Genomic DNA, 16,989 nt, shown 5'->3' on the forward strand with positions numbered 1-16,989 from the left:
CTTTGTCCTGTGTATTTCATTTTATGTATAGACATATTGCACATTAAATTATACCAGAAAAGGCGAAACTTCGCGAAAAGGACCGATCTTATGACTGCTATGCCTCAGCTTTTGACCGATCTGCACGCCGCGACAATGGCGCATGGCGATGCGCCCTATGGGATGATCCGAGACGCAGCGATTGCCATTCAGGATGGCAAGATCGCTTGGGTCGGGCCGCAGGCGGACGTGCCAGCCGATTTTGCCGGGCTGGATCAACGGTCGTTGGCTGGGCGTGTGGTGACGCCGGGCCTGATCGACTGCCACACCCATATCGTGCATGGTGGCGACCGCGCGGTGGAATTTGAAATGCGTTTGAACGGGGCCAGTTACGAAGAAGTCGCGCGTGCCGGTGGCGGGATCGTGTCGACGGTTAAAGCCACCCGCGCGGCCAGTGAGGACGAATTGCTGCAAGCGGCGCTGCGCCGCGTCGATGTCCTGATCGCCGAAGGCGTGACCACGATCGAGGTCAAGTCGGGCTATGGTCTGGACACGGACACCGAGCTTCGGATGCTGCGCACGGCCCGCGCGATTGCCGAGCAACGCCCCATTCGCGTCAAGACCACCTTCCTTGGCGCTCATGCCACGCCCGCCGAATATGCGGGTCGCGATGACGCCTATATCGACGAGGTGTGCATCCCCGCCCTACGCGCCGCCCACGCCGAAGGGCTGGTGGATGCGGTGGACGGGTTCTGCGAAGGCATCGCCTTTCAGCCCGACCAGATCGCCCGCGTCTTTGACGTCGCCCGCGAACTGGGCTTGCCCGTGAAGCTGCACGCCGAACAACTGTCCAATCTGGGTGGCGCGAAGCTGGCGGCAAGCTATGGTGCGCTGTCTGCCGATCATATCGAGTATCTGGACGAAGACGGCGTGCGTGCCATGGCGGACGCGGGCACGGTTGCCGTGATCCTGCCCGGCGCGTTCTATACCCTGCGCGAGACGCAACAGCCGCCCATCGAGCTTTTGCGCAAGCACAATGTGCCGATGGCCTTGGCCACGGACATCAACCCCGGTTCGTCGCCGCTGAATTCAATCCTGCTGACAATGAACATGGGCTGCACCCTGTTTCGTATGACACCCGAGGAATCGCTGCGCGGTGTCACGCAACACGCCGCCGCCGCGCTGGGTCTGGCGGATCTGGGCACAATCGCGCCGGGGCAGGCGGCTGATCTGGCGGTTTGGGACATCGCGGAACCGGCGGAACTGTCTTACCGCATCGGCTTCAACCCCCTTGCATTCCGCATCACAGGAGCGACCGCATGACCACTCTGACCCTGACCCCCGCTGAAACCACACTGGCTGATCTGGAAATGATCTGGCGCGACGGACTTGCCGTGCGCCTTGATCCGGCCTGCCACGACGGCATCCAGGCCGCACAGGCGCGGATCTCCGACGCCGCCAACGGAACGGACGCGGTATATGGCGTGAACACGGGCTTTGGAAAACTGGCTTCGGTCAAAATCGACCCCGCCGACACCGCCACCCTGCAACGCAACCTGATCCTGTCCCATTGCTGCGGTGTAGGTGACGCGATCCCCGAACCCCATGCGCGCCTGATGATGGCGCTGAAACTTCTGTCGCTCGGGCGCGGTGCGTCCGGCGTGCGGATGGAGTTGATCGAGCTGCTGGAGCAGATGCTCGCGCGCGGCGTGACGCCCGTCATTCCCGTGCAAGGGTCAGTTGGCGCGTCCGGCGATCTGGCCCCGCTGGCGCATATGGCGGCCGCAATGATCGGTCACGGCGAAGCCACGTTCGAAGGCAACGTGCTGCCCGGAGCCGAGGCTTTGCGCCGTGCGGGCCTGACCCCCGTCGTGCTCAGCGCGAAAGAGGGGCTGGCACTGATCAATGGCACCCAGTTCAGCACGGCCTATGCCCTGATCGGGCTGTTTGGCGCATGGCGGGCGATGTCCTCGGCTTTGGTCACATCTGCCATGTCGACCGATGCGATCATGGGATCGACCGCGCCGTTGCAGCCGGAAATTCATACTCTGCGCGGTCATGCGGGCCAGATCGAGGCCGCGGCGACCATGCGTGCGCTGCTGGACGGGTCGATCATTCGTGAAAGCCACCGCGAAGGCGATACGCGCGTGCAGGACCCCTATTGCATCCGCTGCCAGCCGCAGGTGACAGGGGCCGCGATGGACATGTTGCGTATGGCCGCCCGCACGCTGCAGATCGAGGCGAACGCCGCCACCGACAACCCGCTTGTGCTCAGCGAGGCAGGGCTGATTGTGTCAGGCGGAAACTTCCACGCCGAACCCGTGGGCTTTGCCGCCGACATGATCGCACTGGCGATTGCCGAGATCGGCGCGATTGCACAACGACGCATCGCCCTGATTGTCGACCCGGTTCTCAGCCACGATCTGCCGCCGTTCCTGACGCCCAATCCGGGGCTGAACTCGGGCTATATGATCGCCGAAGTGACCACCGCCGCGTTGATGAGCGAGAATAAGCATTTGGCGAACCCTTGCGTGACGGATTCAACGCCGACCTCGGCCAACCAGGAAGACCACGTCAGCATGGCCGCCCATGGCGCGGTGCGCCTGTCGCGCATGGTCGCCAATCTGGAGCGCATCCTTGGCGTCGAACTTCTGTGCGCCGCGCAAGGCATCGAATTCCGCGCACCGCTGACGACGAGCGCGCCGCTGGCGGCGGTGATTGCCGCCGTGCGCGAACAGGTCGAGACATTGCGTGACGACCGTTACCTTGCGCCTGACTTGGAAAAAGCAGCGTCGCTGATTGCGTCGAATGCCATCGTGGCCGCTACCAACACCCAAATGCCGGAGCTTCACCCATGACCCCCGTTGAAATCCACCGGGGCGACAGCCCCATCGTGCTGGGCCTGCCCCATACGGGGACGTATGTTCCTGATGACATCAAGGCGTGTCTGAACGCGCGCGGGCAGGGGTTGGATGACACCGATTGGCATATCCACACACTGTATGACGGGTTGCTGCCCGGCGCGACGACGGTCCGCGCGACCTTCCATCGTTACGTGATCGACGCCAACCGCGACCCGTCAGGCCAGTCGCTTTACCCCGGCCAGAACACCACCGGGCTGGTGCCGCTGACCGATTTCGACGGGCAGGATATTTGGGACACCCCCCCCACAGACGCCGAGGTCGAGGCCCGACGCCAAGCCTTCCACGCCCCCTATCACGCCGCGCTGGAGGCCGAGCTTGAGCGGGTGCGCGACCAACACGGCATCGCGATCCTGTATGATTGCCACTCGATCCGGTCGCGCATCCCGTTTCTGTTCGACGGCACCCTGCCCAATTTTAACATCGGCACCAATCTGGGCACCACCTGCGCCGCCCAGTTTGAGGCCGCCGTGCAAAGTCTGTGCCAGATGGCGGATGGCTATTCCAACGTCACGAACGGACGCTTCAAGGGCGGCTGGACCACGCGCCATTATGGCCGACCTGCTGAGGGGCTGCACGCGATCCAGATGGAACTGGCGCAAAGCACCTATCTGACGGACGAGGCCGCGCCCTGGACCTATGACGACGCGAAGGCCGCGCGTTTGCGCGGGCATCTGAAAACCATTCTGACAACCTTGGCCGACATGGCACCTGACCTGAAAGGAACATCATGAGCGATCCGCGCAAAAACACCCGCGACATCTATCCCGCAACCGGCACCAAAATGACGGCCAAGCACTGGACGACCGAAGCGCCCCTGCGGATGTTGATGAACAACCTGCACCCCGACGTGGCTGAAAACCCGCATGAACTGGTCGTCTATGGCGGCATCGGCCGCGCCGCACGCACATGGGACGATTTCGACAAGATGGTCGCCACCTTGCGCGATCTGGACGAGGACCAGACCCTGCTGGTGCAATCGGGCAAGCCCGTCGGCGTGTTCCAAACCCACAAAGACGCGCCGCGTGTGTTGATCGCGAACTCGAACCTCGTGCCACATTGGGCGACCTGGGATCATTTCAACGAGCTGGATAAGAAAGGTCTGGCGATGTATGGCCAGATGACGGCCGGTTCGTGGATTTACATCGGGTCGCAGGGCATCGTGCAGGGCACCTATGAAACCTTTGTTGAAGCTGGGCGCCAGCATTACAGCGGCGACCTGACCGGCAAGTGGATCCTGACCGGTGGTCTGGGCGGTATGGGCGGTGCTCAGCCTTTGGCGGCCGTGATGGCCGGGGCCTGCTGTCTGGCGGTCGAATGCAACCCCGACAGCATCGATTTCCGCCTGCGCACCCGTTACGTGGACGAAAAAACCGACAGCCTTGATGAAGCGCTTGCGATGATCGAACGCTGGACCGCAGCCGGTGAGGCCAAGTCGGTCGCGCTCTTGGGCAATGCTGCCGACGTGTTCCCCGAACTGGTGAAACGCGGCATCCGCCCTGACATCGTCACCGACCAGACCAGCGCCCATGACCCCGTAAACGGCTATCTGCCGCAGGGCTGGACCATGGCCGAATGGCGCGAGAAGCGCGAGAGCGACCCGAAAGCCGTCGAAAAAGCCGCCCGCGCGTCGATGAAGGTGCAGGTCAAGGCGATGGTCGATTTCCACGCCGCCGGTATTCCGACCGTCGATTACGGCAACAACATCCGCCAGATGGCGCTGGAAGAAGGGTTGGAGAATGCGTTTGATTTCCCCGGCTTCGTGCCCGCCTATATCCGCCCGCTGTTCTGCCGTGGCATCGGCCCGTTCCGTTGGGCGGCGCTGTCGGGCGACCCGGAAGACATCTACAAGACCGACGCCAAGGTGAAGGAAATCCTGGCCGAGGACAGTCACCTGCACAATTGGCTAGACATGGCCCGCGAACGGATTGCATTCCAGGGCCTGCCCGCCCGCATCTGCTGGGTCGGTCTGGGCGTGCGTCACAAACTGGGGCTGGCATTCAACGAAATGGTGCGCAACGGCGAATTGAAAGCGCCGATCGTGATTGGACGTGACCATCTGGACAGTGGCTCGGTCGCATCGCCCAACCGCGAGACGGAAGCGATGATGGACGGTTCGGACGCCGTGTCGGACTGGCCGCTTTTGAACGCGCTTCTGAACACCGCGTCGGGCGCGACCTGGGTGTCGCTGCACCATGGTGGCGGGGTTGGCATGGGTTTCAGCCAGCACTCGGGCATGGTGATCTGCTGTGACGGCACCGAGGATGCAGACCGCCGGATCGAGCGTGTTCTGTGGAACGACCCGGCCACGGGCGTCATGCGTCACGCCGATGCAGGCTATGAGATCGCCAAGGACTGCGCCCGCGAGAACGGCTTGAACCTGCCGGGTATTCTGTAATGATCCGGGGGGCGACAAACGCCCCCCATTCCAATGCAGGAGACGCAGATATGATCGAACGCATCGACACCGGTATCCGGTCGTCAAAGATCGTGAAACACAATGGCGTTGCTTATCTGACCGGACAGGTCGGGGAAGGCGCGACCATTCAGGACCAGACTGCCGAGTGCCTGCGCCGCGTCGATGCGTTGCTGACACAGGCGGGATCGTCGCGCGAACATATGTTGCGGGCCACCATCTGGCTCGCAGACATGAGCGATTTCGACGGGCTGAACGAGGTCTGGAATGCCTGGGTGCCCGAGGGCCACGCCCCCGCCCGCGCCTGTGGCGAAGCCAAACTGGCTCGGCCCGAGCTGAAGGTCGAGATCATCGTGGACGCGGCGTATAGCTGATAACGAACCTTGAAAGGCCCGTGCGAATCATTCCGTGCGGGCCTTTTCTTATGCGCGGTCAGTATTGCATCGTCACGCGGTGGCCACGGCGATAGGTCAGTTGCACAAAGGTGATCGTCCGCCCCTCAAGCCAAGTTGTGCGCTCGGTCTGGAACAGGGCGTTGCCTTCGGTGCAATCCAGATATTCCGCGATGGTGGCGTCCGCCTGGACGGCGTGAAAGCTGATCTGCGCGTCGGTAAACGGCACGGTGGACACCAGCCATTCATTGGGGCCGACATCTGAGAAATCGTGTTGCTCTGCTTCGGGCAGGGCCGAGAGGTTGATCCAGCGATCCTCGTGCTGATACGGCGCGCCGTCGGCGTAATGCATACAGGTCAGGTGAAGCACCCGGTCATCGCGCTGCAACGCCATGCGGGCGCGCAGCCAGTTGGGGGCGGGTTCGGCCTGACCATGCACCAGCGCATAGCGATAGGTGGCGCCCAGTTCCTCGATTTCCTGCCCAACGATGGGGATGTTCAGGCGCACCTGGCGGATTGGATTCTGGCGCACCCTTGTGCCAGCCTTGCGGCGGCGTTCGATGATGCCGTCATCGGCCAGTTCACGCATCGCCCGATTGACAGTGGCCCGCGCGCAGCCATAGCTTGCGGCCAGGTCAACTTCGTTCGGCATGGCGCTGCCGGGGGCAAGCGTGCCCTGGGTGATCTGGCGCAGGATATCGGCTTTCACCTCGCGATAGGTTATGGACATGCTGTGCCTTTCGACCTTGCGGTAAGGGGTGATCCCGGCGGATTGACTTTGAAAGATATAGACATAAGGCGCAAAACACCAGACATAGCGTGTCAGGCGTCGAAAGCGCGCGCCACGTGATCCTGAAAGGCCGCAATCAGCGGCGCGGTGTGCGGGTGTGGCGCGCGCGCCAGTGCGATGCGGTGCGGTGCCAGCGGGCCGGCCAGTTCCAGCCGGGTGACAGGCTGGCCGTCGCAGGCGGTGTCCTGTGCGATGTCAGTGGCCAGAAGCCCAACGCCCATATGGTTGGCAACCATGGCGCGCAACATCTCGACCGAGCCGGTTTCATGCGCGATGCGCGGGCGGATGCCGTTCATCTGCGCCAGCGTCAGGAAATAATCGCGGCTGTGTGGCAGGCTCATCAGGATCAGGGGATCGGTCAGCAACTCGGCCATCGTGACCGTGCCGCGCCCGGCCAAAGGATGCGCCCGCGCGACCAGACCATAGGGGCGCACGTCGGCCAGCGGAATGATGTCCAATGATGAGGGCAGGCCGAAATCATAGATCAGGGCAAGGTCGATCCGTCCACTGTCCAGCCAGCGGGTCAGCCGGTCAAGGTCGCCTTCGTGCAGCTTGATGACTGCGTTGGGATTGGTCTTCTGAAAGCCATTGACCAACGCAGGTGCGTAACGCGGGCCAAGGGTCGAGAAGACGCCAAGGTTCAATTCCACCGCCCCCGTGTCGGCATGGCTGAGCACCGATTGCGCCTGTGTGCGCAGGCTGCGCAGGGCGCCCAGCTTGCGCAGCCCGAAGGCGGTGGGTGCGATGCCCTGGCCTGCGCTGCGGGCGAACAGCGGGCGGCCGAAATGGTCCTCGACCTTGGCAATTGCCAGCGATACCGACGGTTGCGACACGTTCAAGGCCCGTGCGGCGGCAGCGGTGCTGCCGGTGTCCGCGGCGGCGATGACATAGTCGATCTGGCGCAAGCTGATGGGTATAGTCTGCATTAATCACTCTATCAGCAATGTGTATTTCTGCTTATAGCATGTTGGCCTGTATGCTCAACCGATCAAAATCGGAGGATCATATGCCCGCCCAGCCCCCCATTCCCCAATCCGCGCAACCACTCAGCGGGGTGCGCGTGCTTGATTTCACCCGCGTTCTGGCAGGCCCCTATTGCACAGCGATGATGGCCGATCTGGGCGCGGATGTGATCAAGGTCGAAGACGCACATGGCGATGACTACCGCCATATCGGGCCGTTCAAGGATGGGGAAAGCCTGCTGTTTCAGGCGATCAACCGGGGCAAGCGGTCCATCGCGCTGGACCTGAAATCGCCCGATGCGATTGCGACGGTCAAGGCGTTGTTGGCCGAGTGTGACGTGCTGATCGAAAACTTTCGCCCCGGCGTGATGGACAAGTTGGGGCTGAGCTATGACGCGCTGGCCGAGGACTTTCCGCATCTGGTCTATGTCTCGGTCTCGGGCTTCGGGCAGACCGGGCCGAACACAAAAAAGCCCGCCTATGACATCATCGTGCAGGCGATGAGCGGCCTGATGGACGCCACCGGCGAGCCCGACGGCGCACCAACGATGGTGGGCGAGGCGTTGGGCGACGTGGCCGGTGGCCTGTTCGCCGCTTGGGGCACGATGGTTGCCCTGTTTGACCGCAGCCGCACGGGGCAGGGGCGGCATGTGGATGTGGCGCTGTTTGACGGGCTGGTGTCAATGATGCCGATCTTGGCCTGCCGCACCCTGATGGGCGGTGAGGTCCCCGTGCGCACCGGCAACCGCCACCCGCTATCCGCGCCCTTTGGCACCTATCCGGCGAGCGATGGGCATTTCGCGCTGGCGGTTCTGAACGACCGGCTGTTCGCCACCTTCTGCGATGTGATCGGGCAACCTGATCTGGTCAGCGACGCGCGGTTTGCCACGGACCCTCTGCGCCGCGAAAACGAGCCTGCCTTGGCCGAGTATATCGACCAGTGGGCGGGCGCGCTGCCCGTGGATCAGGTGGTGGATCACCTGTCAGCGGCGGGCATTCCGGCATCCCCCATCCAATCGGTGGCTCAGGCCTGGGCCTCGTCCCAAGCGGTGGAACGCGGCTTGGCGTCCACGGTCACGCATCCCGACTTGGGCGTTTTGAACGTCCCCGAACAGCCCGTGCATTTCAACGGCGTCCCACGCGGCGGGCGCAAACCGGCCCCGGCCCTGAACGCTGATGCAGGTGACATTCTGAACACCCTGAACAAGGAGCAACGCACATGACCACCTATCCCATGAGCGACGACGAACGCGCGCTGGTCGCGCAGATCGAACGGTTCTCGACCGAGGTTCTGGCCCCGAAAGCCGCACAGATCGACGAAGAGGCATTGTTTGCCACTGTCCACCGGGACGCGATGGCCGAAATGGGCCTGTTTGGTGTGAACCTGCCGGAAGAACACGGCGGCATCGGCCTGTCCGGTCCCGCGCTGTATGCGGCGGTCGAGGCGATTGCAGGGGCTTGTGGGTCCACCGCATCCATGCTGACGGCGCATTTTCTGGCGACGGATTCGCTGCTGCTGGGGGCGGATGCCGACTTGCAGGCGCGGATTCTGCCAGATGCAGCGGCGGGCACGTCACTGGGTGCGTTTGCCCTGACCGAACCGCAGGCCGGATCGAACCCCGCCGACATGCGCACGACGGCGAAGCGTGAAGGCGAAGGATACCGGATCAAAGGGTCAAAGTGTTTCATCTCGAACGCAGGGGCGGCGGATTTCATGGTGGTCTATGCCAAGACCGACCCTGACGCGGGTGCGCGGGGAGTCAGCGCCTTCATCGTCGAACCGAAGAAGATCGATGGTGTCTCGGTCGCGCCGCATGAAAAGACGATGGGCCTGAAAGGCGGGCACGTCTTTGGCATCAGCTTTGATTGCTGGGTGCCGGAAGAAAACCGTCTGGGCGACGAAGGCACCGGGTTCCGCACTGCGATGAAGGTCCTGGACAATGGCCGGATCGAAGTCGCCGCGCAGGCGACAGGCATTGCCGACGCCGCGTTGAAGGCCGCGATTTCCTATGCCAAGGAACGGCAGGTCAGCGGCCATGCGATCGCGGAATTCCAGGGGTTGCAATGGATGCTGGCCGACAGCGCCACCGAACTGGCCGCCGCCCGTGCGCTGGCGATGCAGGCGGCCACCCTGCGCGGCACTGGCGTGCGCTATTCCAGTGAATCCGCCTTTGCCAAGCTCTATGCCAGCGAAGCGGCGTGGCGGATCGCGGACCGGGCGCTGCAAATTCATGGCGGTTATGGCTATACCCGCGACTTCCCACTGGAACGCTATCTGCGCGATCTGCGGATTTTCCGCATCTATGAAGGGTCGTCCGAGATCCAGCGCACAATCATTGCGCGAGGGCTGCTGGCATAACCCGCTTTTTGCGTCGGAAAGATTGACTCTATTATGTATTTACATAATAGCTTTATGCACGGATTTGACCAAGGGCGCGCGCTGCTTGACCTTTGGTCGCAACTGCCGATTGGAGGAGAGGCATATGCAAAGACGGACATTTCTGACAACCGGGGCCATCGGCACTGCTGCCACGGCGCTCGCAACCCCTGCCATCGCGCAGGACAAGCGCCAGTGGAAAATGGTGACGGCATGGCCCAAGAACCTGCCCGGGCCGGGCGTGGCCGCACAACAACTGGCCGACCGGATCACCACCCTGTCGGGTGGCCGGATCGAGGTGAAACTGTTCCCCGCCGGGGAACTTGTACCCGGGCGCGGCGTCTTTGACGCGGTCAGCGAAGGCACCGCCGAGCTGTATCACGCCGTTCCCGCCTATTGGGGATCGAAGTCAAAGGGCATTTTGCTGTTTGGTTCGCAACCTTTCGGCCTGCGTGCAGATGAACAAGTCGGCTGGTTGACCCATGGCGGCGGTCAGGCACTGTATGATGAAATGTATGGCCGTTTCGGGATCAAGCCGTTTCTGTGCGGCAACTCTGGCCCGCAATGGGGCGGTTGGTTCCGCAACGAAGTGAACTCGGCCGAAGACCTGAAGGGCATGAAGTTCCGCACCACCGGGTTGGCCTCGGAAATGGCGGCGAAAATGGGCATGGCGGCGGAAGCGATGAGCGGCCCGGACATGTTCCAGGCGCTGCAAACCGGCGCATTGGACGCGGGCGAGTTCATCGGCCCGTGGACCGACAGCGCGCTTGGCTATTACCAGGTTGCCAAGAACTACTATTGGCCCGGCGTGGGCGAGCCGTCCTCGGCCGAGGAATGCGGCGTCAACATGGATGTGTTCAACGAGCTGCCCGACGACCTGAAGCAGGTTGTGCAGGCGGCGTGCGACAGTCTGTATAACCAAGTTTGGACCGAATATACGACCAAGCACGCACAAGCCCTGCAGGCGATGATTGCCGAGCATGGCGTTCAGGTGAAGATGTTCCCCGAGGATGTCATCACTGCCATGGGCAAGGCCGCTGGCGAAGTCATCGATGATCTCCGCAATGACGACGACGAGTTGGTGAAGCGGATCACCGAAAGCTTTGTGGCTTATCGCGACTCGGTCGGCCAATACATGGTCTATGCCGACAACGGTCAGATGAACGCACGTAATCTGGTCATGGGTTACTAAGACCTTCCGGACAAGGGCGTGGCGATGGCTGCGCCCTTGTAACCTTTGCGACGGGGACCGAAGATGGAGCAACTGGCAAACGCCTTGGACAAGGTGAATCTGGGCGTGGCCTATGTGGTGCGCTGGTTCGCGCTGGCGATGATGCTGGTGCAGTTTGGTATCGTCGTCGGGCGCTATTCGTTCGGTGTGAATTCGATCGCTGTGCAGGAAAGTGTTCTTTACATGCACGCCGCGCTGTTCATGCTCGCAGCGGGCTATACGCTTCTGGTCGACAAGCATGTGCGCGTTGACGTGTTCTATGCCAAGGCGACGCCAGAGGCGCGGCGGCGGATCGATATTTTCGGCCATCTGTTCCTGCTGATGCCGTCGATGATCGCGCTTCTTTACTGGTCTTGGCCGTCGGTGCGAAATTCATGGGCGATCCTTGAAGGGCCGATTTCGGTGGGCGGGATCGAGGCGGTGTTCCTGCTGAAATCCCTGATCCCTGCCTTTTGCGTCCTCGTGATGTTGCAATCACTCGCCCTGTTGATCCGCCTTCTGGCCGTGAAAGAGACCCGATGATCCAATATCTCGACCTTATCATGTTTGCCGCCCTGATGTGCGCGATCCTTCTGGGATTCCCCGTGTCCTTCAGCATCGCAGGGGTTGCCGTGATCTTTGCCTATCTGGGCTGGATGCTGGGTCAGATGGATATCAGCCTGCTGGGCGCGTTGGGTCAGCGCGTATTTGGCATTCTGACCAACCCGGTGCTGATCGCCATTCCGCTGTTCGTGCTGATGGGCGCGCTGCTGGAGAAAAGCCGCATCGCCGAGGGGCTTCTGGACACGATGGGCCGGTTGTTCGGGCAGTTGCGCGGAGGGCTGGGGATCTCGGTCGTGCTGGTCGGCACCTTGCTGGCGGCCTCGACAGGCATTGTCGGGGCAACGGTGGTCGCGATGGGCATGATCGCGCTGCCCACCATGCTGCGCGCGGGCTATGATGCGCGGGTCGCGTCGGGCATCGTTTGCACGGCGGGCACGTTGGGGCAGATCATCCCGCCCTCGACCCTTCTGATCATTCTGGCGGACGTGATGTCCACCTCGTTCCAGCAGGCGCAATATGAACAGGGCAAATTCTCGGTCGAGGCTTTGTCGGTCGGCCAGTTTTTCGCCGCTGCCGTGATTCCCGGTCTGGTGCTGGTGTGCCTTTACCTGATTTACATCGTGGTGCGCGGATGGCTGCGCCCGCAGGACATGCCGCCCGCGCCCCTTGACATGGCCAAGCCCGATTGGCGCGAGGTTGTGGGCGCGGTGATCCCACCCGTGCTGCTGATCGTGGCCGTTCTGGGCGCCATTCTGGGCGGCGTTGCCACCCCGACCGAAGCCGCATCGGTCGGCGCTGTGGGCGCGCTGTTGATGACTGGCTATCGCATTGGCATCGCGCCGCGCATCATTTTGATGGGTACGGTGGCCCTGATCGCGTTGGGTATTCTGGCGGGCGCGTTTCCGGTGCGCTTTCAGCGCAGCGATCTGACCTCGGGCGCTTATGCACTTGGGATTTTCTATGCTGCTTTGGCGGTCGTGGGCATGGTGTCCGTGCTGCTGGCTTTGCGCGCAGCCCTTAACAGGAAGATCGTGCAAGAGGCGGTGAAATCCACGATGACCATGACCTCGATGATCTTTGCAACGATCATTGCGGCAGGGTTTTTCAGCCTTGTCTTTATCGGCCTGGGCGGGGAAGAGCGTGTGGCGGGCATTCTGGCCGAGATGCCGGGCGGCGCCAACGGCGCGCTGGTCTTTTGCATGGTCTTTATCTTCATCCTGGGTTTCTTCCTTGATTTCGTAGAAATTTCGGTGATCGTCCTGCCCTTGATCACGCCGACGCTGATCCTGCTGGGCCATGACCCGATCTGGCTGGGCGTGCTGATTGCGGTGAACCTTCAGACCTCGTTCCTGACGCCGCCCTTCGGATTTTCGCTGTTCTATCTGCGCGGCGCGGCCCCGAAAGAGGTCACGACAGGACAGATCTATGCGGGGGTGTTGCCGTTCATCTGCCTTCAGATCGTGGGGATATCCCTGATCTGGTTGCTGCCGGTGCTGGCGACCTGGCTGCCATCGGTCCTGTTCTAAAGCGGGGCAGGGTCGGGGACGGAGTCACTGCACGACACGGCACCCAAGTATTTGCAATTATGTCTTGGGACTATCAAGATAAACCACACATGGCCGCGATAGGTGTGAATGAAAGATCGAAACATGAATGATGGTTGCCTGTTTTGCCGGATCGCATCCGGCGATGTGCCTGCTCATCGCGTCTATGAGGACGACCATATCCTGGCTTTTCTGGACCTGCATCCGATCCGTGCCGGCCATGCGCTGGTCATTCCGAAAGCGCATCATGTCTGGTTCGAAGACCTGCCCGAGGACCTGGCGACGCGGATAACAAGTTGCGCGCAGCGTTTGGCGCAGCGAATGAAGGCGCTATACGGGGTCGAGCGCGTCGCGATGTTTTACACCGGTATCCATGTGCCTCATGCCCATGCCCATGTGGTGCCTATGCATCATGTGCATGATGTCACCTCGCAGGCGTATCTTTCGGCAGGCACCGACGAATACACTTTACCGCCGCAACTTCCAGACCCCGAAATGGCAGAGATAGCGCGTAAACTGCGTGCTGGTTAACTGTCCATCGGCTGTTTCAAGGTCGATGTCGCATCTTCTAAACCGATCAGCCTTGTTGCATTCTTTCTGAAACGCAGCGAAGGTCTTGAGTCGATAAGGGCTGCGCATTCGTACTGGACCGGGTGCACGATCAAAGCTTGAATCACGACAAATTATCGAAAGGCATGGCATGTTTTTAAAGAACGCTTGGTACGTGGCCGCGTGGGGTTCCGAGATTACGCGCGATCTGCAACAGATCATGGTCCTCGGTGAAAAGATCTGTGTTTTCCGGTCAGAATCCGGCGAGCTTGTCGGGCTTGAGGATGCTTGTCCACACCGCAAGCTGCCGCTTTCAAAAGGTCGGATCAAGGGCGATACGGTTGAATGCGGCTATCATGGCCTGACGTTTGATTGTGCGGGACAATGCGTGTGGTCACCGGGGACGGGTCGCATCCCTTCAAATGCCAAAGTACATGCCTATCCGTTGCATGAAGAATACGGACTGGTTTGGATCTGGATGGGCAATCCCGCACTGGCTGATCCAAACGACATCTTCGAGATTGAAAACTACGATGATCCCGCTTGGGGCATCAACCGTGGCGCAGCAATGGAGCTGGACTGCAACTACTTGTTGATGTGCGATAACCTGTTGGACCCGACCCATGTCGCTTGGGTCCATGAAAGTAGCTTTGGCCAGTCCGCGACCAAAGACGCACCCCTGCGCGTCAGCAAGACGAATGACAGCATTATCGTGCATCGTTGGATGATGGATGTGGAACCCGCACCGTTCTATAAAAAGGTCGTCGGTTTCAAGGGCAACTGCGACCGTCTGCAGCACTATGAGGTAAGGTATCCGAGCCACGCCCTGATCAAGGCGGTCTTTACGCCTGCTGGAACCGGCGGACCGGATGGCCCCTTGCATGAAGATGTCTTTATCATGGATAGCTACAATTTCATGACTCCGACCAACGAAGGTCAAACCCGCTACTATTGGTTCCAGCTTCGCAATATCCGCCCCGACGATGAAGCGCTGTCAAAACTAATGAGTGAGGACGTACAGCACGCGTTTGAAGAGGACCGGGCGGTCCTGAATGAGGTGCAGAAGGGTATGGCCAATAAACGGACGCCACATATCGACCTGCCGATCGATGGCGGTCAGTTGCGTTTCCGGCGCCAGCTTCAAGCAATGATCAACGAGGAGCAGGAAGTAGACCGACAGATGGCCGAATAGCAAACTTCGCATCGAATTGGTCGGTGGGACATCGGCCAGTGCCGCGCCCATAAAGCCTGTCAGATTCTGGGACAGGCCAGCGGCTGTGTCTTTGCAGGCGAACGGGTAGGTTTAGGAGCACCCGAGGCCGAGACCGCGGCGATGGCAGCTAAGAGATCATCAAGGATGACAACGCCTTGCGCGCGGCGCCGGCGCGCTAGACCGCGTTTGATCGTCGTTTCAGCCGGCGCCGATCCGGCACATCCCGCAAGTGCGCAACCTTGTCCCGGTGATAGACTTGGATTCTGTAACGTTTGAATCCGGGTCCGCTGCGATCAAGCGCGGTCACTGGCGCGGCTGGGCAAGTTGATTCAAAGCTATGTGGCCAATGACCGGAACGAGGTGTTCCTGATCGAAGGTCACACTGATGTAGTGGGGTCAGCCACCTATAATCTGGCCTTGTCAGACCGTCGCCCGGAATCGGTGGCGCTGGCTTTGACTGAGTATTTTGATGTGCCACCCGAAAACTTGATCGTGCAAGGGTATGGCGAGGCCTTCCTGAAGGTGGATTCCGAACTCGAAGAACGGGCGAACCGCCGCGCCAGTGTGCGCCTGATCACCCAGTTGTTGCGTCAGGCCTCCAACTGATCAGGCCATGACGGATCACTCATTGGCTTGGTCAGCCATAGATCAACACCGTTGCCCGTCCGCATTCTGTGCGCGGTTGAGGTGTTCGAACCGACCCGCTTTGGCTCAGGCAGGTTCAGGAGCCACACCGGCCACATAAACCTGTTCCACTGCACGGTCGTCACCCATCATCATCAACACGAACAACTCTTCCGACAGGGTGGTTGCTCGTGCCATCCGCAAAGCCATAGCCTTGGTGGCAGACGCATTCAGCACGACAATGTCGGCGTCACTTCCGGTGGCAAGCGTGCCGATCTTGTCCTCAAGCCCCAGCGCCAGCGCATTGCCGCGGGTGATCCAGTGAAAAGCGCGCAGCGGGTGCAGGGATTGACCCTGCAATTGCAACACCTTGTAGCCCTCGTTCAGCGTTTGCAGCATCGAGTAGCTGGTGCCAGCGCCCACATCGGTGGCAATTGCGTTGGTGATGCCCCGGCCGCGCAGGCCCGCGTCATCGAACAGCCCGCTGCCCAGAAACAGGTTCGAGGTCGGGCAGAACACCGGATGCGCGCCGGTGTCGACCAGCGCGTCGATCTCGCGCGGTTGCAGGTGGATGGAATGGCCCAGAAGCATCTTGGGGCTCAGCAATTCATAGGATTGATAGACATCCAGATAGTCGCGGGCATCGGGGTAAAGCTCGGCGGTAAAGGCAATCTCGTCGTGGTTTTCGGACAGATGCGTTTGTACGTAGCAATCAGGATGTTCCTGCACCAAGGCTTGCGCCATCTCCATCTGCGCAGGGGTCGAGGTGATCGCGAAGCGCGGCGTGATCGCATAGTGGCCGCGCCCGGTGCCATGCCATGCGTCGATCAACGTCTTGGTGTCGTCATAGGATGATTGCGGCGTGTCGCGAAGCCCGTCCGGCGCATTGCGGTCCATCATCACTTTACCGCCGATCATGCACATGTTGCGCCGGGCGGCCTCGGTAAAGAACGCATCCGCAGACGTTTTGTGGACCGAACAATAGGCCACCGCCGTCGTGGTGCCATGCGCGGTGATCTGGTCATAGAACCTGCCCGCCATCGTCGCGCTATGCGCGGGGTCGGAATATTCTGTCTCGGCAGGGAACGTGTAGGTGTTCAGCCAATCCAGAAGCTGCGCGCCCCAAGAGGCAATCACCTGCACCTGCGGGAAATGGATATGCGTGTCGATGAAACCGGCCATCAGAAGGTGTGGACGGTGGTCGATGATCCGCGCGTCATTAGACTGTGCGCTGACTGTGGTGTAATCGCCAGCGGCGATGATCTTGCCATCCTCGACCAGCACCGCGCCATCCTCGCAATACTCATAAGCGTGGGTGTCGTCAGGGCCGGTTGGTTCGGCGTTGAAGCTGAGCGTGCGGCCACGCAGAAGTGTTTGCGGCGAAGTCATTGTGTAATCCGTTCAAGAAAAGGCACAGGACGCAACACGCGCGCCCTGTGCTGAGTTTG

15 protein-coding genes and 1 pseudogene are annotated in these 16,989 nt (G+C 61.2%); 13 read left to right on the top strand and 3 right to left on the bottom strand.

What is annotated here, in order from left to right; genetic code table 11:
• Positions 1 to 90: 90 nt before the first annotated feature.
• The 5 genes from hutI to MWU51_RS16455 are packed head-to-tail and all read left to right on the top strand — an operon-like array spanning position 91 to position 5,690.
• On the top strand, positions 91 to 1,302 hold the full coding sequence (gene hutI / locus MWU51_RS16435) for an imidazolonepropionase (protein WP_247039488.1): 1,212 nt from the start codon (positions 91 to 93) through the stop codon (positions 1,300 to 1,302).
• Positions 1,299 to 2,837 (top strand): histidine ammonia-lyase, encoded by a 1,539-nt coding sequence (gene hutH / locus MWU51_RS16440; protein ID WP_247039490.1) that lies wholly within the window; start codon positions 1,299 to 1,301, stop codon positions 2,835 to 2,837. Before hutI ends, hutH begins: the two co-directional genes overlap by 4 nt.
• Positions 2,834 to 3,634 carry an N-formylglutamate deformylase gene (gene hutG / locus MWU51_RS16445; RefSeq protein ID WP_247039492.1) on the top strand — a complete coding sequence of 267 codons (801 nt, stop codon included), beginning with the start codon at positions 2,834 to 2,836 and terminating at the stop codon, positions 3,632 to 3,634. Before hutH ends, hutG begins: the two co-directional genes overlap by 4 nt.
• Positions 3,631 to 5,298: a urocanate hydratase gene (hutU, locus tag MWU51_RS16450; RefSeq protein WP_247039494.1), complete on the top strand. Its 1,668-nt coding sequence runs from the start codon at positions 3,631 to 3,633 to the stop codon at positions 5,296 to 5,298. The genes hutG and hutU overlap by 4 nt, the downstream gene beginning before the upstream one ends.
• Positions 5,299 to 5,348: 50 nt before the next feature.
• Positions 5,349 to 5,690 (top strand): RidA family protein, encoded by a 342-nt coding sequence (locus tag MWU51_RS16455; protein ID WP_242113222.1) that lies wholly within the window; start codon positions 5,349 to 5,351, stop codon positions 5,688 to 5,690.
• A 58-nt stretch (positions 5,691 to 5,748) separates the two neighbouring features.
• Here MWU51_RS16455 and MWU51_RS16460 read toward each other — a convergent pair whose 3' ends face one another.
• Positions 5,749 to 6,438, bottom strand: a complete 690-nt coding sequence (locus tag MWU51_RS16460) for a GntR family transcriptional regulator (RefSeq protein WP_247039496.1) — start codon at positions 6,436 to 6,438, stop codon at positions 5,749 to 5,751.
• 92 nt (positions 6,439 to 6,530) lie between these two features.
• Complete coding sequence (locus MWU51_RS16465; RefSeq protein WP_247039498.1) at positions 6,531 to 7,424, bottom strand: LysR family transcriptional regulator; 894 nt, start codon at positions 7,422 to 7,424, stop codon at positions 6,531 to 6,533.
• An 80-nt stretch (positions 7,425 to 7,504) separates the two neighbouring features.
• Here MWU51_RS16465 and MWU51_RS16470 point away from each other — a divergent pair, with 80 nt between their 5' ends.
• The 8 genes and pseudogenes from MWU51_RS16470 to MWU51_RS16505 form a co-directional block, all read left to right on the top strand.
• Positions 7,505 to 8,683 (top strand): CoA transferase, encoded by a 1,179-nt coding sequence (locus tag MWU51_RS16470; protein WP_247039505.1) that lies wholly within the window; start codon positions 7,505 to 7,507, stop codon positions 8,681 to 8,683.
• Complete coding sequence (locus MWU51_RS16475) at positions 8,680 to 9,819, top strand: acyl-CoA dehydrogenase family protein (RefSeq protein ID WP_247039507.1); 1,140 nt, start codon at positions 8,680 to 8,682, stop codon at positions 9,817 to 9,819. The genes MWU51_RS16470 and MWU51_RS16475 overlap by 4 nt, the downstream gene beginning before the upstream one ends.
• 124 nt (positions 9,820 to 9,943) lie before the next feature.
• Positions 9,944 to 11,029, top strand: a complete 1,086-nt coding sequence (locus MWU51_RS16480; RefSeq protein WP_247039509.1) for a TRAP transporter substrate-binding protein — start codon at positions 9,944 to 9,946, stop codon at positions 11,027 to 11,029.
• A 63-nt stretch (positions 11,030 to 11,092) separates the two neighbouring features.
• On the top strand, positions 11,093 to 11,590 hold the full coding sequence (locus MWU51_RS16485; protein ID WP_247039511.1) for a TRAP transporter small permease subunit: 498 nt from the start codon (positions 11,093 to 11,095) through the stop codon (positions 11,588 to 11,590).
• Positions 11,587 to 13,137 carry a TRAP transporter large permease subunit gene (locus MWU51_RS16490; RefSeq protein ID WP_247039513.1) on the top strand — a complete coding sequence of 517 codons (1,551 nt, stop codon included), beginning with the start codon at positions 11,587 to 11,589 and terminating at the stop codon, positions 13,135 to 13,137. The genes MWU51_RS16485 and MWU51_RS16490 overlap by 4 nt, the downstream gene beginning before the upstream one ends.
• A gap of 123 nt (positions 13,138 to 13,260) precedes the next feature.
• Positions 13,261 to 13,686, top strand: coding sequence for an HIT domain-containing protein (locus MWU51_RS16495; protein WP_247039515.1), 426 nt, complete (start codon positions 13,261 to 13,263; stop codon positions 13,684 to 13,686).
• Between the two features lie 169 nt (positions 13,687 to 13,855).
• The gene (locus MWU51_RS16500; RefSeq protein WP_247039517.1) at positions 13,856 to 14,896 is read left to right on the top strand and encodes an aromatic ring-hydroxylating dioxygenase subunit alpha; all 1,041 of its coding nucleotides are present in this window, start codon (positions 13,856 to 13,858) and stop codon (positions 14,894 to 14,896) included.
• Positions 14,897 to 15,143: 247 nt separating this feature from the next.
• Positions 15,144 to 15,523: pseudogene (locus MWU51_RS16505) on the top strand (OmpA family protein); the annotation flags it as partial.
• 105 nt (positions 15,524 to 15,628) lie between these two features.
• On the opposite strand, the gene guaD reads toward MWU51_RS16505, so the two are convergent.
• Positions 15,629 to 16,930 (bottom strand): guanine deaminase, encoded by a 1,302-nt coding sequence (guaD, locus tag MWU51_RS16510; protein WP_247039519.1) that lies wholly within the window; start codon positions 16,928 to 16,930, stop codon positions 15,629 to 15,631.
• Positions 16,931 to 16,989: the final 59 nt, after the last annotated feature.

The sequence above is a fragment of the Aliiroseovarius sp. F47248L genome, assembly GCF_023016085.1.
Taxonomy (GTDB): domain Bacteria; phylum Pseudomonadota; class Alphaproteobacteria; order Rhodobacterales; family Rhodobacteraceae; genus Aliiroseovarius.

Coding starts and splice junctions, on each gene's coding strand:
- guaD (WP_247039519.1), bottom strand. CDS start 16,930: ATGACTTCGCCGCAAACACTTCTGCGTGGCCGCACGCTCAGCTTCAAC.
- MWU51_RS16465 (WP_247039498.1), bottom strand. CDS start 7,424: ATGCAGACTATACCCATCAGCTTGCGCCAGATCGACTATGTCATCGCC.
- MWU51_RS16475 (WP_247039507.1), top strand. CDS start 8,680: ATGACCACCTATCCCATGAGCGACGACGAACGCGCGCTGGTCGCGCAG.
- MWU51_RS16485 (WP_247039511.1), top strand. CDS start 11,093: ATGGAGCAACTGGCAAACGCCTTGGACAAGGTGAATCTGGGCGTGGCC.
- MWU51_RS16500 (WP_247039517.1), top strand. CDS start 13,856: ATGTTTTTAAAGAACGCTTGGTACGTGGCCGCGTGGGGTTCCGAGATT.
- MWU51_RS16495 (WP_247039515.1), top strand. CDS start 13,261: ATGAATGATGGTTGCCTGTTTTGCCGGATCGCATCCGGCGATGTGCCT.
- hutH (WP_247039490.1), top strand. CDS start 1,299: ATGACCACTCTGACCCTGACCCCCGCTGAAACCACACTGGCTGATCTG.
- hutU (WP_247039494.1), top strand. CDS start 3,631: ATGAGCGATCCGCGCAAAAACACCCGCGACATCTATCCCGCAACCGGC.
- MWU51_RS16470 (WP_247039505.1), top strand. CDS start 7,505: ATGCCCGCCCAGCCCCCCATTCCCCAATCCGCGCAACCACTCAGCGGG.
- MWU51_RS16460 (WP_247039496.1), bottom strand. CDS start 6,438: ATGTCCATAACCTATCGCGAGGTGAAAGCCGATATCCTGCGCCAGATC.
- MWU51_RS16480 (WP_247039509.1), top strand. CDS start 9,944: ATGCAAAGACGGACATTTCTGACAACCGGGGCCATCGGCACTGCTGCC.
- hutI (WP_247039488.1), top strand. CDS start 91: ATGACTGCTATGCCTCAGCTTTTGACCGATCTGCACGCCGCGACAATG.
- MWU51_RS16455 (WP_242113222.1), top strand. CDS start 5,349: ATGATCGAACGCATCGACACCGGTATCCGGTCGTCAAAGATCGTGAAA.
- MWU51_RS16490 (WP_247039513.1), top strand. CDS start 11,587: ATGATCCAATATCTCGACCTTATCATGTTTGCCGCCCTGATGTGCGCG.
- hutG (WP_247039492.1), top strand. CDS start 2,834: ATGACCCCCGTTGAAATCCACCGGGGCGACAGCCCCATCGTGCTGGGC.